Annotated in this window: 13 protein-coding genes and 1 pseudogene; 6 read left to right on the top strand and 8 right to left on the bottom strand. The window is 61.2% G+C overall.

The annotated features are described in order from the left end of the window. The 3 genes from rraA to ppsA form a co-directional block, all read right to left on the bottom strand. A complete protein-coding gene (gene rraA, locus WH299_RS01505) occupies window positions 1–492 on the bottom strand; it encodes a ribonuclease E activity regulator RraA (RefSeq protein WP_339549431.1) in 492 nt (163 codons plus the stop codon). A 188-nt stretch (window positions 493–680) separates the two neighbouring features. Continuing rightward, entirely contained in the window at window positions 681–1,670 is a 990-nt protein-coding gene (locus tag WH299_RS01500) for an alpha/beta fold hydrolase (RefSeq protein ID WP_122726536.1), read from the bottom strand. Window positions 1,671–1,776: 106 nt separating this feature from the next. Then, the gene (ppsA, locus tag WH299_RS01495; RefSeq protein WP_028617515.1) at window positions 1,777–4,152 is read right to left on the bottom strand and encodes a phosphoenolpyruvate synthase; all 2,376 of its coding nucleotides are present in this window, start codon (window positions 4,150–4,152) and stop codon (window positions 1,777–1,779) included. A gap of 178 nt (window positions 4,153–4,330) precedes the next feature. On the opposite strand from ppsA, the gene ppsR reads away from it, so the two are divergent. Continuing rightward, window positions 4,331–5,149 carry a posphoenolpyruvate synthetase regulatory kinase/phosphorylase PpsR gene (gene ppsR / locus WH299_RS01490; protein ID WP_003193298.1) on the top strand — a complete coding sequence of 273 codons (819 nt, stop codon included), beginning with the start codon at window positions 4,331–4,333 and terminating at the stop codon, window positions 5,147–5,149. Between the two features lie 76 nt (window positions 5,150–5,225). On the opposite strand, the gene WH299_RS01485 is transcribed toward ppsR, so the two are convergent. Further along, on the bottom strand, window positions 5,226–6,650 hold the full coding sequence (locus tag WH299_RS01485) for an aminotransferase-like domain-containing protein (protein ID WP_016979259.1): 1,425 nt from the start codon (window positions 6,648–6,650) through the stop codon (window positions 5,226–5,228). Window positions 6,651–6,810: 160 nt separating this feature from the next. Between WH299_RS01485 and WH299_RS01480 the strand changes: the two genes are divergently transcribed. The 5 genes from WH299_RS01480 to WH299_RS01460 are packed head-to-tail and all read left to right on the top strand — an operon-like array spanning window position 6,811 to window position 12,284. Continuing rightward, complete coding sequence (locus WH299_RS01480; protein ID WP_339549518.1) at window positions 6,811–7,704, top strand: DMT family transporter; 894 nt, start codon at window positions 6,811–6,813, stop codon at window positions 7,702–7,704. A gap of 26 nt (window positions 7,705–7,730) precedes the next feature. Beyond that, window positions 7,731–9,593, top strand: coding sequence for a molybdopterin-synthase adenylyltransferase MoeB (gene moeB / locus WH299_RS01475; protein ID WP_339549429.1), 1,863 nt, complete (start codon window positions 7,731–7,733; stop codon window positions 9,591–9,593). Between the two features lie 15 nt (window positions 9,594–9,608). Then, window positions 9,609–10,523 (top strand): PLP-dependent cysteine synthase family protein, encoded by a 915-nt coding sequence (locus WH299_RS01470; RefSeq protein WP_025999978.1) that lies wholly within the window; start codon window positions 9,609–9,611, stop codon window positions 10,521–10,523. A 37-nt stretch (window positions 10,524–10,560) separates the two neighbouring features. After that, the gene (locus WH299_RS01465; protein WP_028617518.1) at window positions 10,561–11,553 is read left to right on the top strand and encodes a serine O-acetyltransferase; all 993 of its coding nucleotides are present in this window, start codon (window positions 10,561–10,563) and stop codon (window positions 11,551–11,553) included. A gap of 2 nt (window positions 11,554–11,555) precedes the next feature. Continuing rightward, window positions 11,556–12,284: an alanyl-tRNA editing protein gene (locus WH299_RS01460; protein ID WP_323624117.1), complete on the top strand. Its 729-nt coding sequence runs from the start codon at window positions 11,556–11,558 to the stop codon at window positions 12,282–12,284. Window positions 12,285–12,413: 129 nt separating this feature from the next. On the opposite strand, the gene prpD is transcribed toward WH299_RS01460, so the two are convergent. The 4 genes and pseudogenes from prpD to prpC form a co-directional block, all read right to left on the bottom strand. Then, the gene (gene prpD, locus WH299_RS01455; RefSeq protein WP_339549427.1) at window positions 12,414–13,898 is read right to left on the bottom strand and encodes a 2-methylcitrate dehydratase; all 1,485 of its coding nucleotides are present in this window, start codon (window positions 13,896–13,898) and stop codon (window positions 12,414–12,416) included. Window positions 13,899–14,013: 115 nt separating this feature from the next. Continuing rightward, on the bottom strand, window positions 14,014–15,204 hold the full coding sequence (gene prpF, locus WH299_RS01450) for a 2-methylaconitate cis-trans isomerase PrpF (RefSeq protein ID WP_339549425.1): 1,191 nt from the start codon (window positions 15,202–15,204) through the stop codon (window positions 14,014–14,016). Window positions 15,205–15,213: 9 nt separating this feature from the next. After that, complete coding sequence (gene acnD, locus WH299_RS01445; protein WP_339549424.1) at window positions 15,214–17,808, bottom strand: Fe/S-dependent 2-methylisocitrate dehydratase AcnD; 2,595 nt, start codon at window positions 17,806–17,808, stop codon at window positions 15,214–15,216. Between the two features lie 198 nt (window positions 17,809–18,006). Next, window positions 18,007–19,044: pseudogene (gene prpC, locus WH299_RS01440) on the bottom strand (bifunctional 2-methylcitrate synthase/citrate synthase); the annotation flags it as partial. Between the last annotated feature and the right edge of the window lie 74 nt (window positions 19,045–19,118).

Genomic DNA, 19,118 nt, shown 5'->3' with positions numbered 1-19,118 from the left:
TTATTCGGGCATTTTCAGCGGGCTGGGAGAAACGATCACGCCATTGTTATCGGCGTAGATGTATTCACCCGGACGAAAGGTCACACCCGCGAAAGTAACAACCACGTTCAAATCGCCAATACCGCGCTTGTCGGTCTTCATCGGATGGCTGGCCAAGGCCTGTACCCCCAGATCGGTCTGGGCAATGACGTCTACATCGCGGATGCAACCGTAGATCACCAGCCCTTCCCAACCGTTTTTCGCCGCTTTCTCGGCGATCATGTCGCCCAGCAGCGCCCGACGCAGGGAGCCGCCACCGTCGACCACCAGCACCTTGCCGACCCCCGGCTGATCGGCTTGTTCCTTGACCAGGGAGTTATCTTCGAAGCATTTGACGGTGACGATCTCGCCGCCGAAGGAATCCCGGCCGCCGAAGTTGCTGAACATCGGTTCGAGCACCTGCACCAGGTCCGGGTAGGCGTCGCACAGATCGGGGGTCACGTAATGGTTCATTGAAAAATTCCTTTCCGTCAAAGAGGTGTCTTTCGAAAGAAGCGCCAGCCAGAGCAGGTGCGAAACATCCCATTCGCCTCGCCGCAACGCAATAGCCACTGCGCGACTGAATATGACCAGAAGCGTTTAACGCGTCATATCTTAGCCGCAACCACACACGAGCGAAACGCCCTTGGCAGAGCGCTGCGTCAAACCGTGGCCAACACCTGCGCCTGCGCACCGGACAATGGTGTGAGCGGATCTTTCAACCACTGCGCCACCAATGGCCACACTTCGGCCTGGGCGGCTTTGCTCACCAGCATCTCCACATGCCCAAAATCCCCTGTAAAGCCTTGCTGTCGGCCCAGGCACAGGTACTGACGGTGCTCGGAACCGACTTGCTCGAACAGCTTGCGACAGGCCCAGTCGGGGTCTTGATGGTCCCCGGCTGCACTGACCGCCAACAGCGGCACATCGACCTCTGCCAAGCCTTTCCACCAATCGTTCTTACCTTCGCCAAAGCGACCAAACAGGCCATTCCAGCGCATGGCTTCGATCATCACGCCCGCCGGTTCGTCCTCGGGGCCACGTTTCAGGCGCGAGCCGGACACTTCGCCAAAGCGCTTCAACAGCAAGCGGCCGGTCCACTCCACTGGTGGCAGTTTCAACGGCCAATGGGTGCGACTGACCTGACAACCAAACAGCGCCACCGAAGCTACGGCCGGCGCGCCCAGATGCTGACCGCCTAGCGCCGCTGCCAAGCTGGTGCCACCCAGGGAATGGCCGATCCAGTGGGGAATCTGCCCGCTTTGTTCACGCACGAATGCGCCGATGGCCGGCAAATCGTAACGTGCATAGTCAGCGACGCGGTTGCGGGCGTAGTCATGATTGCGCTTGGACAGGCCATGACCGCGCATTTCCGGGATCCAGACATCAAACCCCTCGCGCGCAAGGTAAGCGCCCAGGCCGATCCCCTTGGGCGAATACCAGAAGCGCCGGTTGGAAAAACTGCCGTGCAATAAAATAACTGGGATGCCCCGGTTTTCCGGGACGTCGGCCAGGCCTAAACGGGTAACCGCCAGCTCGACGGTGCCGTCGGGGCTGTTACCGGGTTTGAGGCGATACACGTCTTCACTCAGGTCGCCACGACGTTCAGCGCTGATCAAGGCGACGGGGAACAGGTTGCTGCTGCTTTGCATAATGCTCTTGCACAAAAAAGGGCGGCGTCCGCGAGGAGGCCCGCCCTGTACAGATAAGAATGCCGGTCACCCACGACGGGTGACCGGCACTTTTGACGTGACGATCTTAGGCGGACGCTTGGCCTTCCGCCAGGAAGAACCAGGTTTCCAGCACGGAATCGGGGTTCAGCGAGACGCTTTCGATGCCCTGTTCCATCAGCCATTTGGCCAGGTCAGGATGGTCGGAAGGGCCTTGGCCGCAGATACCGATGTACTTGCCGGCCTTGTTGCAGGCCTGGATGGCGTTGGCCAGCAGCTTCTTGACCGCAGGATTTCGCTCGTCGAACAGGTGCGCGATGATCCCGGAGTCACGGTCCAGGCCCAGGGTCAGCTGGGTCAGGTCGTTGGAGCCGATGGAGAAGCCGTCGAAGAACTCCAGAAATTCTTCGGCCAGGATGGCGTTGGACGGCAGCTCGCACATCATGATCACGCGCAGGCCGTTCTCACCACGGGACAGGCCGTTCTCAGCCAGCAAGTCCACCACCTGGCTCGCTTCGCCCAAGGTGCGTACGAACGGCACCATGATTTCGACGTTGGTCAGGCCCATCTCGTTGCGCACGCGCTTGAGGGCGCGGCATTCGAGTTCGAAGCAGTCACGGAACGCTTCGCTGATGTAGCGCGAGGCGCCACGGAAGCCCAGCATCGGGTTTTCTTCTTCCGGCTCGTAAAGCTTGCCGCCGATCAGGTTGGCGTATTCGTTGGACTTGAAGTCCGACAGACGCACGATGACCTTTTTCGGGTAGAACGCCGCCGCCAGGGTGCTGATGCCTTCCACCAGCTTCTCGACGTAGAAGCCCACCGGGTCGTTGTAGCCGGCGATACGCTTGTCGACGCTTTCCTTGATGTCCAACGGCAGGCCGTCGTAGTTCAACAGAGCCTTGGGGTGCACGCCGATCATGCGATTGATGATGAACTCCAGGCGGGCCAGGCCCACACCGGCGTTTGGCAGTTGCGCGAAGTCAAAGGCGCGGTCCGGGTTGCCGACGTTCATCATGATCTTGAACGGCAGGTCCGGCATGGCGTCGATGGAGTTCTGCTTGATATCGAAGCCCAGCTCGCCTTCAAAGATGAAACCGGTGTCGCCTTCGGCGCAGGAAACAGTGACGCCTTGGCCGTCTTTCAACAGCTGGGTCGCGTTGCCGCAGCCCACGACTGCAGGGATGCCCAGTTCACGGGCGATGATCGCCGCGTGGCAGGTACGCCCGCCACGGTTGGTGACAATGGCGCTGGCGCGCTTCATCACCGGTTCCCAGTCCGGGTCGGTCATGTCGGAAACCAGCACGTCGCCTGGCTGGACTTTATCCATTTCGGACACGTCCTTGATGATCCGCACCTTGCCGGCGCCGATGCGCTGGCCGATGGCACGGCCTTCCACCAGCACGGTGCCGGTTTCTTTGAGCAGGTAGCGTTCCATGACATTGGCCGAGGTGCGGCTTTTCACGGTTTCCGGACGGGCCTGCACGATGTACAGCTTGCCGTCGTCACCGTCCTTGGCCCACTCGATGTCCATCGGGCACTTGTAGTGCTTTTCGATGATCATCGCTTGTTTGGCCAGTTCGCTGACTTCAGCGTCGGTCAGGCAGAAACGCGCGCGTTCGGCCTTGTCGACTTCAACGGTTTTCACCGAGCGACCGGCCTTGGCCTCGTCGCCGTAAATCATCTTGATGGCCTTGCTGCCCAGGTTGCGGCGCAGGATGGCCGGGCGGCCGGCTTCAAGGGTGTGCTTATGTACGTAGAATTCGTCGGGGTTGACCGCGCCTTGTACGACGGTTTCGCCCAGGCCGTAGGCGCCCGTGATAAACACCACGTCACGGAAGCCCGATTCGGTATCGAGGGTGAACATCACGCCAGCAGTGCCGGTTTCCGAACGCACCATGCGCTGCACACCGGCAGACAGGGCCACCAGCTTGTGGTCGAAACCTTGGTGCACACGGTAGGAAATGGCGCGGTCGTTGAACAGCGAGGCGAACACTTCCTTGGCCGCGCGGATCACGTTTTCAACGCCGCGGATGTTCAGGAAGGTTTCTTGCTGGCCGGCGAAGGAAGCGTCCGGCAAGTCTTCGGCGGTGGCAGAGGAGCGTACGGCAACGGCGACGTCCGGGTTACCGGCCGACAGCGCGGCGAAGGCGGTGCGGATTTCTTCGTTGAGCTTCTCGGGGAACTCGGCTTCCATGATCCATTGGCGGATCTGGGCGCCTGTCTTGGCCAGGGCATTGACGTCATCGACGTCCAGGGCGTCCAGCGCGGCGTGGATCTGAGCGTTGAGGCCGCTCAGTTCGAGGAAATCGCGGTAAGCCTGGGCCGTGGTGGCGAAACCACCGGGCACCGACACACCAGCGCCTGCAAGATTACTGATCATCTCGCCGAGGGATGCGTTCTTGCCCCCCACGTGCTCTACATCATGGACGCCGAGCTTATCGAGGGAAACTACGTACTCTACCAAGGTGATCTCTCCACTAACTGTGTTGGAAAAGCTCAGGACGCCGGCTGCTCAGTAGGAGCGAGTGCCAGCGCTTGTGGCCTGGACCTGGAAAATAAGTGAGAATGCGGCCCACTGCGGGACGGCAAAATCGCGCCTATCATATCCAAGATTCGCCATCAGCTTAAGGCCCAGGGCTCAAATGAAACGATCTGCTTTCTTTATCTCCGACGGCACCGGCATCACAGCCGAAACATTGGGTCAAAGCCTGCTCGCGCAGTTCGAAAACATTACCTTCGCCAAATTCACGCGACCGTACATCGACAGCGTGGATAAAGCGCGGGCCATGGTACAACAAATCAATCTGGCGGCCGAAAAAGACGGTTTTCGTCCGATCATTTTCGACACCATCGTCAATCAAGACATTCGTGAGATTCTCGCAACGTCGAATGGTTTCATGATCGACATCTTCTCGACGTTCCTCGCACCACTGGAACAAGAGCTGAGTGAACATTCGTCGTACTCGGTAGGAAAGTCCCATTCCATTGGCCACAACTCCAACTATATGGAGCGTATCGAGGCGGTGAACTTTGCCCTCGACAACGACGACGGCGCCCGCACCCACTACTACGACAAGGCCGACCTGATCCTGGTGGGCGTGTCCCGCTGCGGCAAAACGCCCACCTGTCTGTACATGGCCATGCAATTCGGCATCCGCGCGGCCAACTATCCGCTGACCGAGGACGACATGGAGCATTTGACGCTGCCGGCCGCCCTGCGGGCGCATTCGCACAAGCTGTTCGGGCTGACCATTGATCCGGATCGGCTGACGGCGATCCGCAATGAACGCAAGCCCAACAGCCGCTATTCCAGCTATGCGCAGTGCGAGTTCGAAGTGCGAGAAGTAGAAAATCTGTTCCGTCGCGAGAATATTGCGCACATCAATTCCACGCATTTTTCGGTGGAAGAGATTTCGGCGAAGATTCTGGTGGAGAAAGGCGTGGAGCGACGCTTCAAATAATGTTGTCTGCCTATTACTTTGTGGTGAGCGAGCTTGCCTCGCGCGGGGCAAGCCCGCTCACCACAAGGATCAAGGCCTACAACTGAAACCTCCCTCCCCCCTGCCCCAACGCCGTCGCCAACGCATCAAACCCCGCCCGCAACAACTGGTCATCCCCCGACGTGTTGCAGATACTCGCCCGAATAAATTGCGGCACCGCCGTCTGCCCAACCGCAAACGCCTCGGCGGTGGCGATCAGGTAATTATTCTGCTTGAGCTCCGCCTCGATTTCCGACGCCCGCCACGGCTCCGGTACCTCAATCCAGAAGTGCGGGCTGTTGAGGTGGGTGCGGTACTCCAGGCCGATCAGTAGGTCACGGACCAGGGCCTTGCGCCGACTGATTTCGTTGATCTGCTGGCGCAGCAGGTACTCCGCCGTACCGTTTTCGATCCACTGGGTAGCAAGCTCCAAGGTGACGGGCGTAGCCATCCAGCAGGTAGAACGCAGCGCCGCCGAAATACGGCTGACCAACGCCGGTGGCGCATGCACATAACCCACACGCAGCCCGGCCGATACGGCTTTGCTCAGGCTGCTGATCAAAATCGTACGCTCGGGGGCGAAATGGCTGAGGGGCGGCGGCCGGTCCTCGACCAGTACACCGTGGGCCTCGTCCTCAAGAATCAGCAGGTTGTGCTCGCGACACACTTTGACCAAGGCTTCGCGGCGCGCCACCGAAAGTACCGCCGTGGTCGGATTCTGGATCGTCGGTGTGCAGTACAGCGCTGAAACCCGGTGATTTCGACAGACTTCATCCAGCGCGCCGGGCAGCACGCCTTCTTCGTCCATCTCCAGGCCGATCAACCGGATACCCAGCATCCGCGCGGCGGTAATCAGGCCCGGATACGTCAGTTGCTCGGTGACCACCGTATCGCCGGCCCGCAACAGCGCCATCATTGAGCATAGCAAGCCGTGCTGGCCGCCATTGACGCAGATCACCTGCTCGGGGATCGGATGAAAATCACGCTGCACCAGCCATTGCGCGCCCGCTTCACGGTAGCGCGGCAGGCCGGCGTCCGGGGTGTAGGCGCTGATGTCCTGGAGGAATTTGGCGTTGGTCGACAGGGTCTGGAAGCTCTGGGCCAGGAACACGGTTTCCTGACCGGGGATGTGCATATTGCGGCTCATGTCGAAGTACTGGCGCGGTTCTTCGCTGAAGTTGCGAAAACCCTCATCGCGCTGGCGCTCCATCCCACGCTTGCGCACGAAAGTACCGTCACCGACCCGCGCCACCACCAACCCCAGGCGTTCCAGTTCGCCGTAAGCCCGGCTGATGGTGCCGATCGTCACACCCAGGTTGTCGGAAAGCACCCGATGGGGCGGCAGTTTTCGTCCTGGTTCAATCAAGCCTTCGAGGATGCCCCGTTCCATGACATCGGACAGGCGCTTGTACTTCACGCCCTGCCCGTTGGACAACCCCTCACGCATAATTGACACCATGTCAATATTTGTTTTGACAGCCATCTTTCGCCCTAATAGTGTGCTTTTACGGGTTCAATCGCCGGATTTTACAACTCATTACAAGCTCAATATAGAGTTCAATTTCGGCTCAGGGAAGCAATAAACGATGCCAATGTCCGCCGTTCTCGAAAACACCGCCAAGACAAAAACCCAAAAACAGTGGTTGGCAGGGCTGATCACCAGCGTGATGTTCCTGATCGTCTGCCTGAGTTGGGGCACCACGTGGCTGGGGATCAAGATTGCCGTGGAGAGCGTGCCGCCACTGACGTCCGCGGGCCTGCGCTTCCTGATCGCCTTCCCACTGTTCCTGTGTTTTGCCATGGTGCGCCGCGAGCCGATCCTGTTCCCCCGCGAGAGCCGCTGGTTCTTCGTGTTCGTGACCCTGTCCTACTTCAGCGTGCCCTACTACCTGCTCAATTACGGCGAGATGCATGTCTCCTCCGGCCTGACCGCGCTGCTGTTCAGCTGCATGCCGGTGTTCATCCTGATTTTCTCTGCGCTGTTCCTGCGCGAGCGCATCTACTTTTCCCAGGTGGTCGGCATCGGTATCGGCTTCGGCAGCCTTTACATGATCATCAAGAGCCAGGGCCTGCACCTGGATCACGCCGAGTTCTTCGGGGTATTGGCGATTCTGACCGCCGCAATCATGCACGCCTTGTGCTATGTCATTACCAAGCAGAAAGGCAGCGCCATCAGCGTGATCACCTACAACACCCTGCCCATCGGCATTGCCGGGCTGATGCTGTTCGTCGCCGGGCTATGGTTTGAAGCGCCGACCTTCGAAACCATCACCCTGCGCTCCTGGGGTGCGCTGTTCTACCTGGGCCTGGTGGCTTCGGTGGGCGGGTTCATCGTGTACTTCATGCTGCTCAAGCGCTTGAGCCCGATCATCCTGTCGTTCGTGTTCATCATCTTCCCGGTGTTCGCGGTGATCATCGGCGCCTGGTACGAGGGCGTGTCGATTTCCCGCGACCTGATGCTGTATTCGGCCATCCTGCTGGCCGGCTTTGCGATCACCAAGTTGCCGGTTGAAAAACTCCTGACCAAGAAAAATTGACCCTTCTACAACCACGCGAGAGAAACATGGACGCCCTCCGCCCCAAAGCCCTGGAACAGATCTACGCCCACGCCAGCCGCAGCTACCCCGAGGAATGCTGTGGTTTTGTCTTCGCCGACGGCAGCGTGTACCTGGGCAGCAATATCCAGAATGAACTGCACCACAAGAACCCCGAGATGTACCCGCGCAGCGCGGCCAACGGCTACACCTTCTCGGTGGCCGACACCCTGTTGATGAACAAGGCGTTTCGCAGCGACAACCCGGTGGTGGTGATCTACCACTCGCACCCGGATGTGGGAGCCTATTTCAGCGACGAGGACCAGGACAAGGCGCTGTTCATGGGCGAGCCGATCTACCCCGTCAGCTACCTGGTGGTCGACGTTCGCCAGGGCCAGCCCCTTGGTTCCAAGCTGTTTGCCTGGGATGGCAAGCATTTCGCCCTTCAACCTTTCAACGACCTGCACACGGAGTTGTCCATGAACGCTGTCTCTTTCCCCGACATTCTGGTTCGCGTGGCCAAGCTGCCGGAATCGACCCTTGAGGGTACCGGATCGACATTGCGCGAAGTCATTGAAAACCTCTGCAGCAGTCACCCACAGTTGCGTCCGCACTTGTTTCACGAGAAGAACAACCAGCTCAAGGAGCACTTCCTGTTTACCGCCGAGGAAGAGCTGGTTGGCGCGGATGACCCACTGCCCGAGAAAGCCAGAATCGAGGTGCTGCTGGCCACGTCCGGCGGCATGGACGTCGACGCGCTGAGCAATGAAGAAGTACAACGCTACGTGCGCCACATCACCCTGCCCGGTGTGGGTCGCGAAGGTCAGTTGAACCTCAAGAAAGCCAAGGTGCTGATCATCGGCACCGGTGGGCTCGGCTCGCCAATCAGCCTGTACCTGGCCGCCGCCGGTATCGGCACCCTGGGGCTGGTGGACTTTGATGTGGTGGAAAGCAGCAACCTGCAACGCCAGATCGTCCACGGCAACAGCACCCTCGGCATGCCCAAAGTCGAATCCGCCAAGCAGCGCCTGCAAGACCTCAACCGCCATATCCAGATCAACGCACACGACACCGCGTTGAATGCCGACAACGCCCTGGAACTGGTAGGCGCCTACGACCTGGTGATCGACGGCACCGACAATTTCGACACCCGCTACCTGGTCAACGACGCTTGCGTGCAACTGGGCAAGCCCTTGGTGTACGGCGCCATCTACCGCTTCGACGGGCAGATCAGCGTGCTCAACTATAAAGGCGGGCCGTGCTACCGCTGCCTGTTTCCGAGCGCGCCGCCCGCCGAGCTGGCGCCCAATTGCAGCGCCGGTGGCGTGATCGGCGTGCTGCCCGGTGTGGTCGGGATGATCCAGGCCACCGAGGCAATCAAGCTATTGATCGGCATTGGTGAACCGTTATCCGGCCGTCTGATGCGCTTCGATGCGCTGGCAATGAAGTTCAGCGAGATCCGTTTCAAGCGCCGCGCCGACTGCCCATGCTGCTCCGAGGCGCGCCACAGCGAAACGCTGGCACCGACCGCCTGCGCGGATGCCCTGCCCAGCCAACCGTCGCTGGCCGAAGAACGTTACATCAAGCCGCGCGTACTCAAGCAAGTACTCGAACACCCCAGCAGCGCCGATGTGCTGCTGGATGTGCGCGACGCCAGCGAACTGGAAGTGTGCAAATTGCCGGGCGTGGTGCATATCCCCCTGGCCGAACTGGACGGCCACCTCGACAGCCTCAGCCGGGACAATACCCATTACCTGATCTGCTACGCCGGCACCCGTGCTGAGCAAGCCGCCAGTACTTTGCTGGCGGCTGGTTTCGCCAACACCAAAGTCCTGCAGGGCGGCATGAAACATTGGGTTCGTGACGTCGAACCCGACATGCCGTTGTATTGAGCCGGGGGCTGAATGATGTTGCATAACTCCATCCTCGACGTGATCGGCCAGACGCCGATCGTGCGTCTGGCGCAGTTCTCCGAAGACCTCGGTATCGAGGTCTACGCCAAGCTCGAATCCCTCAACCCAGGCGGCAGCCACAAGGCTCGCATCGCCTTGGGCATGATCCTCGACGCCGAGCGCCGAGGCGTGCTGATCCGCGACTCCGGGCAGACCATCATCGAGCCCAGTGGCGGTAACACCGGCATCGGCTTGGTGATGGCGGGCAATGTATTGGGCTACAAAGTGGTGCTGGTGATTCCCGACAACTACAGCCCGGAAAAACAGAAGCTGCTGCGTTTATACGGGGCCAAGGTGGTGCTGTCGGACAGCCGCCTGGGCAACAACTCCCATGGCGAGAAGTGCATGGAATTGCAGCTGGAAAACCCCAGCTACGTGATGCTCAACCAGCAGCGCAACGGTGCCAACCCACAAACCCATCGCGACACCACCGCACCGGAAATCCTGCGCGCCTTCGGTGAGCTGCGCGCCGACTACTTTGTCAGCGGCATCGGCACCGGGGGGCATATCACTGGCATCGGTGAAACCCTGAAAGCCGCCTGGCCGCAACTACGCGTCATGGGCGTGGAACCGGAAGAGTGCGACCTGCTGAAAAACCAGCACGCACCGCATCACATCCAAGGCCTGTCGATCGGTTTGATCCCGAGCATTCTCAACCTGGACGTGATCGACGGCATGCTCAAGGTCTCGCGCCAGGACTGCATCGACATGATGAAACGCATCATGCGCACCGACGCTATCAGCCTAGGCCTGTCGTCCGCCGCCAACATGGTGGCCATTGCCAAGCTCGCCCCCGAACTGCCGCCCGAAACGGTGGTGCTGACCATGGTCTACGACAATGCCGACAGCTACCTGCCCAGTTTCGAATAATCGGGTTTCCAGCCAACCAGAATGCAGGGGTGCCTCCATGGGCGGTTTTATCGACATGCAACAGTTGCACGATGAGTTGATCACTCACCTCATCAAAACCCTTACGCCCCTACAGATGAAGCAGCTGGAACCGCATCTGGCGCCCCTGATCCAGAATGCTGCCCAGGCAGTAGCCGAAGACCTGATCGCCTACGCCTACCGTGATCCGGCCTCACGCGGGCGCGGCGAGTTGATCCTGGAGTCCTACGCCTCGTTCAAGGCGGTGCTGTATTACCGCCTGGCGCACCTTGTATGGAATTTTCCCGACCAGACCAACGGCGTGTTTTCGCGCATTGCCCTCAAGCTGAGCAACCAGGGCAAGGTGCTTTCCGGCGCCGAGATTCACCCGGCGGCGCGCATCGGCCGACGCTTCGTTCTGGACCACGGCTACGGCACGGTGATCGGCGAAACCTGCGAAATTGGCAACGACTGTTACATCCTCTGCGGCGTGACCCTGGGCGCCCGAGGCATCGCCAACAACCCCGACGGCAAGCGTCACCCACGCCTGGGCAACAATGTCGAGGTCGGCTCCGGTGCCCGCGTGCTGGGTTATGTGCTGATTGGCGACAACGTGTTTATCAGCCCGTCCTGCGTGATCACCCAGGACGTCCCCGCCGGCACCAAAGTGAAGGTGGTGAACCAGATCCAGCTGCAAAAAAACGATGAATCGGACCACAGCAACTACCTCGGTGCCTTCGCCCTGGATGAGCGATTGCATGTGGTGGGCGAAATCAACGCCAGCCATAAGGTGACCGTGCTGGACGCTGATTTCCACCCCCTGCCGGGGCTGATGTTGGAGCCCACGGTCAAGGAGCGCCACCACCTGCAGTTTCGTCTGCACCGTGTCGAGTCGGGCACTCCATTGCCGCGCTTGCCGCTGAACCTGAAAGTCTGCGGGCCGGAATTCGAAATCACCCTGCTCTCCCCCCCTGGCCTGAGTGCAATGGTGCGCTCCCTGCTGCAAGCCAGCCCACTGATCGTCGGAGGTTGAACATGTCCGTGCACACCATGGAAACCCTGGCGCTGTTCGACAGCGCGCCCTACCAGAACGCGTTCAGCGCCCGAGTGATTGCCGTCAGCGAACACGGCATCGCCCTGGAGCACACGCTGTTCTACCCCACGGGCGGCGGCCAGCCAGGCGACACGGGCCACCTCACACTGGCCGACGGTACGCGGGTCGAAGTGATCGGCACCGTGCGCGACCCGGTGCTGCGCTCGATCATCTGGCACCAGGTGGAACACTGCCCCGCGCAACTGACCGCCGGGGTACAGGTGGATGCCGGCCTCGATTGGGACCGGCGCTACCAGCACATGAAAATGCACACCTGTTTGCACCTGCTGTGTTCGATCATCGATGCGCCGGTCACCGGATGCAGCATCAGTGCGGACAAGGGCCGGCTGGATTTCGACCTGCCCGAAATGACCCTCGATAAAGACAGCATCACCCGCGACCTCAATGCGCTGATCGAACAGGCTCACGCGGTAAAAACCCTGTCGATGCCGGCTTCCGAATATTCGACCCTGCTACAGATCACGCGTACACAGGCAGTGGCTCCTCCGGTGATTCAGGGATCGGTACGGGTGATTGAAATCGCCGGCATCGATATCCAGCCGTGTGGGGGTACCCATGTGATCAACACTGAAGAAATCGGCCGGGTGTATTGCGAGAAGATCGAGAAGAAGAGCAAGCACAACCGCCGGGTGATCCTGCGGTTCGAGTGAACACCATTCAATGTGGGAGCTGGCTTGCCTGCGATGCAGGCAACTCGGTGCCTCAGGCAAACCGAGGTGATGCTATCGCAGGCAAGTCGAAGCGTCGAACCGCAGCTCCCACATTGACCCTGTAACGGCTTAGATCACGAACAGCTCCACAAACCGATTGACCGGTGTGGCTTCAAGCCGTGCCTGGTCCTTGCACAGCGCAAAAATCTCGGCACTGCGCTGCGCGGTAAATCGCGTCGCCAGGTTGGCCTTGAACTTGTCTTCCAGCAACGGAATGCCGTCCACCCGACGCCGGCGATGGCCAATCGGGTACTCCACCGCCACCTGCTCGGTGCTGCTGCCATCCTTGAAGAACACCTGCACGGCATTGGCGATGGAGCGCTTGTCGGCCTCCAGGTATTCGCGGCTGTAGCGTGGGTCTTCGACGATGACCATTTTGTCGCGCAACTCGTCGATGATCGGATGCGCAGCGTGGAAATCATCCTCGTACTGCTCGGCCACCAGGTTGCCGAATGCCAACGGCACGGCGGTCATGTATTGCAGGCAGTGATCGCGGTCAGCGGCGTTGGCCAGTTGCCCGACTTTGGAAATGATACGAATCGCCGATTCATGGGTGGTGATCACGATGCGCTCGATTTCCTGTAGGCGGTCTTCCACCAACGGATGCAGCGTCACCGCGGCCTCGCAGGCGGTTTGCGCGTGGAATTCGGCGGGGAAGCTGATCTTGAACAGCACGTTTTCCATCACATAGGTGCCGTAGGGTTGGGCCAGGCTGAACGCGCGTTTGTCCTCCGGCTTGAGCGCCAGGTCCTTGTTGGTGTGGCTGAACAGCACGTCGTAGAAACCCCACTGCGGCGCGCTCAAGACACCCGGAATACCCATCTCGCCACGCATGGCGATATCCGCCAGGCGCACGCCCCGGCTCGACGCATCCCCCGCCGCCCAGGACTTGCGCGAACCGGCATTCGGCGCATGCCGGTAGGTGCGCAATGCCTGCCCATCGACAAACGCATGGGACAGCGCCGCCAGCAACTGCTCACGGTTGGCGCCCATCAGCTTGGCGGTGACCGCTGTGGAGGCGACTTTCACCAGCAGCACGTGGTCGAGGCCTACCCGGTTGAAGGAGTTTTCCAGGGCAATCACGCCCTGGATTTCGTGGGCCATGATCATCGCTTCCAGCACAGCGCGCACGGTCAGCGGCGCGTCGCCATTGGCCACGCGTTTCTGCGACAGGTGATCGGCCACGGCGAGGATGCCGCCGAGGTTGTCCGAGGGGTGGCCCCATTCGGCGGCGAGCCAGGTGTCGTTGTAGTCAAGCCAACGCACGATGCAGCCGATGTCCCACGCGGCCTTGACCGGGTCCAACCGAAACGACGTGCCCGGCACCCGCGCGCCAAACGGCACCACCGTGCCCTCGACGATCGGCCCCAGGTGCTTGGTGCATTCGGGGAAACGCAGGGCCAGCAGGCCGCAGCCCAAGGTGTCCATCAGGCAGTTGCGGGCGGTGTTCAATGCGTCCGGCGAGTCGATCCGGTAGTTGAGAACATAGTCAGCAATATCCTGCAGGACCTGATCGTAGTCCGGGCGGTTGTTCTGGTCGACGTTGGCGCTCATGGCAGTACTCCAAAGTGGGTTAGGTTGTTTCATCCTCAGGGTCAGGGTTGATGTGTTGCGGAGGGTCTGATTGCCCGCCTTTTGTGTAGGAGCCGGTTTGCCGGCTCCTACAGGGTTAAAACGCGTCGCCAGGGACGCGGACGAAACCTTCCATCAGCACCCGCGCGCTGCGGCTCATGATGGCTTTCTTCACCACCCATTCGCCGTTTACCTGGGTGGCTTCTGCGCCCACACGCAAGGTGCCGGACGGGTGCCCGAAGCGCACCGCATTGCGTTCAATACCACCCGCCGCCAGGTTGACCAAAGTCCCGGAAATCGCCGCCGCCGTGCCAATCGCCACCGCAGCGGTGCCCATCATCGCGTGGTGCAACTTGCCCATGGATAGCGCGCGCACCAGCAGGTCCACATCACCGGCCTTGATCGCTTTGCCACTCGACGCCACGTAGTCCAAAGGCTTGGCCACAAACGCCACCTTCGGCGTGTGCTGACGCTGGGCGGCTTCGTCCAGGTGCTTGATCAGGCCCATGCGCAAGGCGCCATAAGCTCGCACCGTCTCGAACATCGCCAGGGCTTTCGGGTCGCTATTGATCGCGCCTTGCAACTCGGTGCCGGTATAGCCGAGGTCTTCGGCGTTGATGAAGATCGTCGGAATGCCGGCGTTGATCAGCGTGGCCTTGAAGGTGCCGACGCCGGGCACCTCCAGGTCGTCGACCAGGTTGCCGGTGGGGAACATCGAACCACCGCCGCCCTCTTCTTCCGCCGCTGGGTCCATGAACTCCAACTGCACTTCGGCGGCCGGAAAGGTCACACCGTCCAGTTCGAAATCACCGGTTTCCTGCACCACACCGTCGGTGATCGGCACATGAGCGATGATGGTTTTGCCGATATTGGCCTGCCACACCCGCACCACGGCCACGCCGTTGTGCGGGACGCGGGCCGGGTCGACCAGGCCGGCGCTGATGGCAAAGGAACCCACCGCCGCCGACAGGTTGCCGCAGTTGCCACTCCAGTCCACGAACGGCTTGTCGATGGAGACCTGGCCGAACAGGTAGTCCACGTCATGCTCGGCGCGGGCACTCTTAGCCAGGATCACGGTTTTGCTGGTGCTCGATGTGGCGCCACCCATGCCGTCGATTTGTTTGTCGTAGGGATCGGGACTACCGATCACCCGCAACAGCAAGGCATCGCGCGCGGCACCCGGCACCTGCGCCGATTCGGGCAGGTCCTTGAGGCTGAAAAACACGCCTTTGCTGGTGCCGCCACGCATGTAGGTGGCGGGGATCTTGATTTGCGCTACGTGTGCCATGGTGTCCTCTCAGGCCGTCGCCGCCGATTCCAGGAAGTCCTGGGCGAAACGTTGCAACACGCCGCCCGCCTCGTAGATCGACACTTCTTCGGCGGTGTCCAGGCGGCAGGTCACCGGCACTTCGACACGTTCGCCATTCTTGCGGTTGATCACCAGGGTCAACTGCGCACGCGGGGTGCGCGCACCCACCACGTCATAGGTTTCGCTGCCATCGATCTTCAGGGTGTTGCGGTCGGTGCCCGGCAGGAACTCCAGCGGCAACACGCCCATGCCCACCAGGTTGGTGCGGTGGATGCGCTCGAAACCTTCAGCGGCAATCGCTTCAACACCGGCCAGGCGCACGCCCTTGGCCGCCCAGTCGCGGGACGAGCCTTGGCCGTAGTCGGCACCGGCAATAATGATCAGCGGCTGCTTGCGCTCCATGTAGGTCTCGATGGCTTCCCACATCCGCGTGACCTGGCCTTCAGGCTCGATGCGCGCCAGGGAACCCTGCTTGACCTTGCCGTTTTCAACCACCATTTCGTTGAACAGTTTCGGGTTGGCGAAGGTGGCGCGCTGCGCAGTCAAGTGGTCGCCCCGATGCGTCGCATAGGAGTTGAAGTCGACCTCCGGCAGGCCCATTTTCGCCAGGTATTCGCCGGCGGCGCTGTCGAGCATGATTGCGTTGGACGGCGACAGGTGGTCGGTGGTGATGTTGTCGGGCAGCACCGCCAGCGGGCGCATGCCCTTGAGCGGACGAGCACCGGCCAGCGCGCCTTCCCAGTAAGGCGGGCGGCGGATGTAAGTGCTTTGTGGGCGCCAGTCGTACAGCGGCGCGACTTTCGGGCCGGTGTCTTCGTGGATGGCGAACATCGGGATATACACCGCGCGGAACTGCTCCGGCTTGACCGAGGCCTTGACCACCGCGTCGATCTCTTCGTCGCTCGGCCAGATGTCCTGCAGGCGGATCTCCTTGCCGTTGGCGTCCAGGCCAAGCACGTCTTTCTCGATGTCGAAACGGATAGTGCCGGCAATCGCGTAGGCCACTACCAGCGGCGGCGACGCCAGGAAAGCCTGCTTGGCATACGGGTGGATACGCCCGTCGAAGTTGCGGTTGCCCGAAAGCACGGCGGTGGCGTACAGGTCGCGGTCGATGATTTCCTGCTGGATCACTGGGTCGAGCGCGCCGGACATGCCGTTGCAGGTGGTGCAGGCAAACGCCACCACGCCAAACCCGAGTTTTTCCAGCTCGTGGCCCAGACCCGCTTCCTCCAGGTACATGGCCACGGTTTTCGAGCCGGGCGCCAGGGACGATTTGACCCATGGTTTGCGCGTCAGCCCCAGCTTGTTGGCATTGCGCGCCAGCAGGCCTGCGGCAATCACGTTGCGCGGGTTGCTGGTGTTGGTGCAACTGGTGATGGCCGCGATGATCACCGCGCCGTCGGGCATTTGCCCCGGCACTTCGTCCCACTGGCCGGAAATGCCCTTGGACGCCAGGTCGCTGGTGGCAACGCGGGCATGCGGGTTGCTCGGGCCTGCCATGTTACGCACGACGCTGGACAGATCGAACGTAAGGCCGCGCTCGTATTGCGCGCTTTTCAGGTCATCCGCCCACAGGCCGGTGTGGCGGGCGTATTGCTCAACCAGGGTGACTTGTTCGTCTTCACGGCCAGTGAGCTTGAGGTAGGCGATGGTCTGCTGGTCGATATAGAACATCGCCGCAGTGGCGCCGTATTCCGGGGCCATGTTGGAGATGGTCGCACGGTCGCCCAGCGTAAGTGCCGAAGCGCCTTCGCCGAAGAATTCCAGCCAGGCGCCGACCACTTTCTGTTTACGCAGGAACTCGGTCAGTGCCAGCACCATGTCGGTGGCGGTGATGCCCGGCAGCAGCTTGCCGGTGAGTTCCACGCCGACGCTTTCCGGCAGGCGCATCCATGAAGCGCGGCCGAGCATCACACTTTCCGCTTCCAGGCCGCCGACGCCGATGGCGATTACGCCCAGCGCGTCAACGTGAGGGGTGTGACTGTCGGTGCCGACGCAGGTGTCCGGGAATGCCACACCGTCACGCACCTGGATCACCGGAGACATTTTCTCCAGGTTGATCTGGTGCATGATGCCGTTGCCGGGCGGGATCACGTCGACGTTCTTGAAAGCCTTTTTGGTCCACTCGATAAAGTGGAAACGGTCTTCATTGCGACGGTCTTCGATGGCCCGGTTTTTCTCGAACGCGTCCGGGTCGAAACCACCGGCTTCGACGGCCAGGGAGTGGTCGACGATCAGTTGGGTCGGCACCACCGGGTTGACCTGGGCCGGGTCGCCGCCTTGCTGGGCGATGGCATCGCGCAGGCCGGCAAGGTCGACCAGCGCGGTCTGGCCGAGAATGTCGTGGCAGACCACACGCGCCGGGAACCACGGGAAGTCGAGGTCGCGCTTGCGTTCGATCAGTTGGCTGAGGGACGCGTTGAGGGTGGCCGGATCGCAGCGACGCACCAGGTTTTCCGCGAGCACGCGGGAGGTGTAAGGCAAGGTGGCGTAGGCGCCGGGGGTGATTGCCTCGACCGCCGCACGGGCGTCGAAGTAGTCCAGGCGACTGCCGGGGAGCGGTTTGCGGAATTCAGTGTTCATCGGTCAGGACTCGGTCACGGTGGTTGCAAAAGGAGCCCACGGATCCTGGGAGAGAATGCGATCAAAAGGTGGGAGCGGGCTTGCTCGCGAAGGCGGTTTAACAGTCGCCATGTGTGTTGAATGACACACCGCTTTCGCGAGCAAGCCCGCTCCCACATTTTTGATCCGGTTTCACCCCGGGTTCAGCGGTTTCTCCATTCAGCGACGTTCGATTGGCACGAACTTGCGCTGCTCTACGCCGGTGTACTCGGCGCTTGGACGGATGATGCGGTTGTTGGCGCGCTGCTCGAACACGTGGGCAGCCCAGCCAGTCAGGCGCGAGCACACGAAAATCGGCGTGAACAGCTTGGTCGGGATGCCCATGAAGTGGTACGCCGAGGCATGGTAGAAGTCGGCGTTGGGGAACAGTTTCTTCTGCTCCCACATGGTCTTGTCGATGGCTTCGGAGACCGGGAACAGCACCTTGTCACCGACTTCGTCAGCGAGTTTTTTCGACCAGCCCTTGATCACTTCATTACGCGGGTCGCTGTCTTTGTAGATCGCGTGGCCGAAGCCCATGATCTTGTCCTTGCGCGCCAGCATACCGAGGGTGCCTTCGACCGCTTCTTCAGCGGACGAGAAACGCTCGATCATCTCCATCGCCGCTTCGTTGGCGCCGCCATGCAGCGGGCCACGCAGGGAGCCGATGGCGGCGGTGATGCAGGAATACAGGTCGGACAGGGTTGACGCACACACCCGCGCAGTGAAGGTCGAAGCGTTGAATTCGTGTTCCGCGTAGAGGATCAACGAAACGTTCATGACCTTGACGTGCAACTCGCTCGGCTTCTTGCCGTGCAGCAAGTGCAGGAAGTGGCCGCCAATGGAGGGTTCATCGGTCACACAATCGATGCGTTTGCCGTCATGGCTGAAGCGATACCAGTAGCACATGATCGCCGGGAAGGCTGCGAGCAGGCGGTCGGTGACGTCGTGCTGCACGCTGAAGTCTTTCTCGGGCTCGATATTGCCCAGGAACGAGCAACCGGTGCGCATCACGTCCATCGGGTGAGCGTCGGCGGGGATGCGTTCCAGCACTTCTTTCAACGCTTGCGGCAGGTCGCGCAGCTTGCTCAGCTTGGCGCTGTAGGCGGCCAGTTCGGCCTTGGTCGGCAGTTCGCCGTACAGCAGCAGGTAAGCGACTTCTTCAAACTGCGCGTCGGCGGCCAGTTCGCGCACGTCGTAGCCGCGATAGGTCAGGCCGGGGGGGGGCGGGGGGCCGGGGGGGGGGGGGGGGGGGGCCCACCCCCCCGCCCCCCCCCCCCCCACCCCCCCCG

It is taken from the genome of Pseudomonas sp. MYb541 (genome assembly GCF_037479595.1).
Classification (GTDB): domain Bacteria; phylum Pseudomonadota; class Gammaproteobacteria; order Pseudomonadales; family Pseudomonadaceae; genus Aquipseudomonas; species Aquipseudomonas canadensis.
The sequence above is the reverse complement of the archived record's forward strand: the minus strand, read 5'-3'. Positions and strand labels throughout refer to the sequence as shown.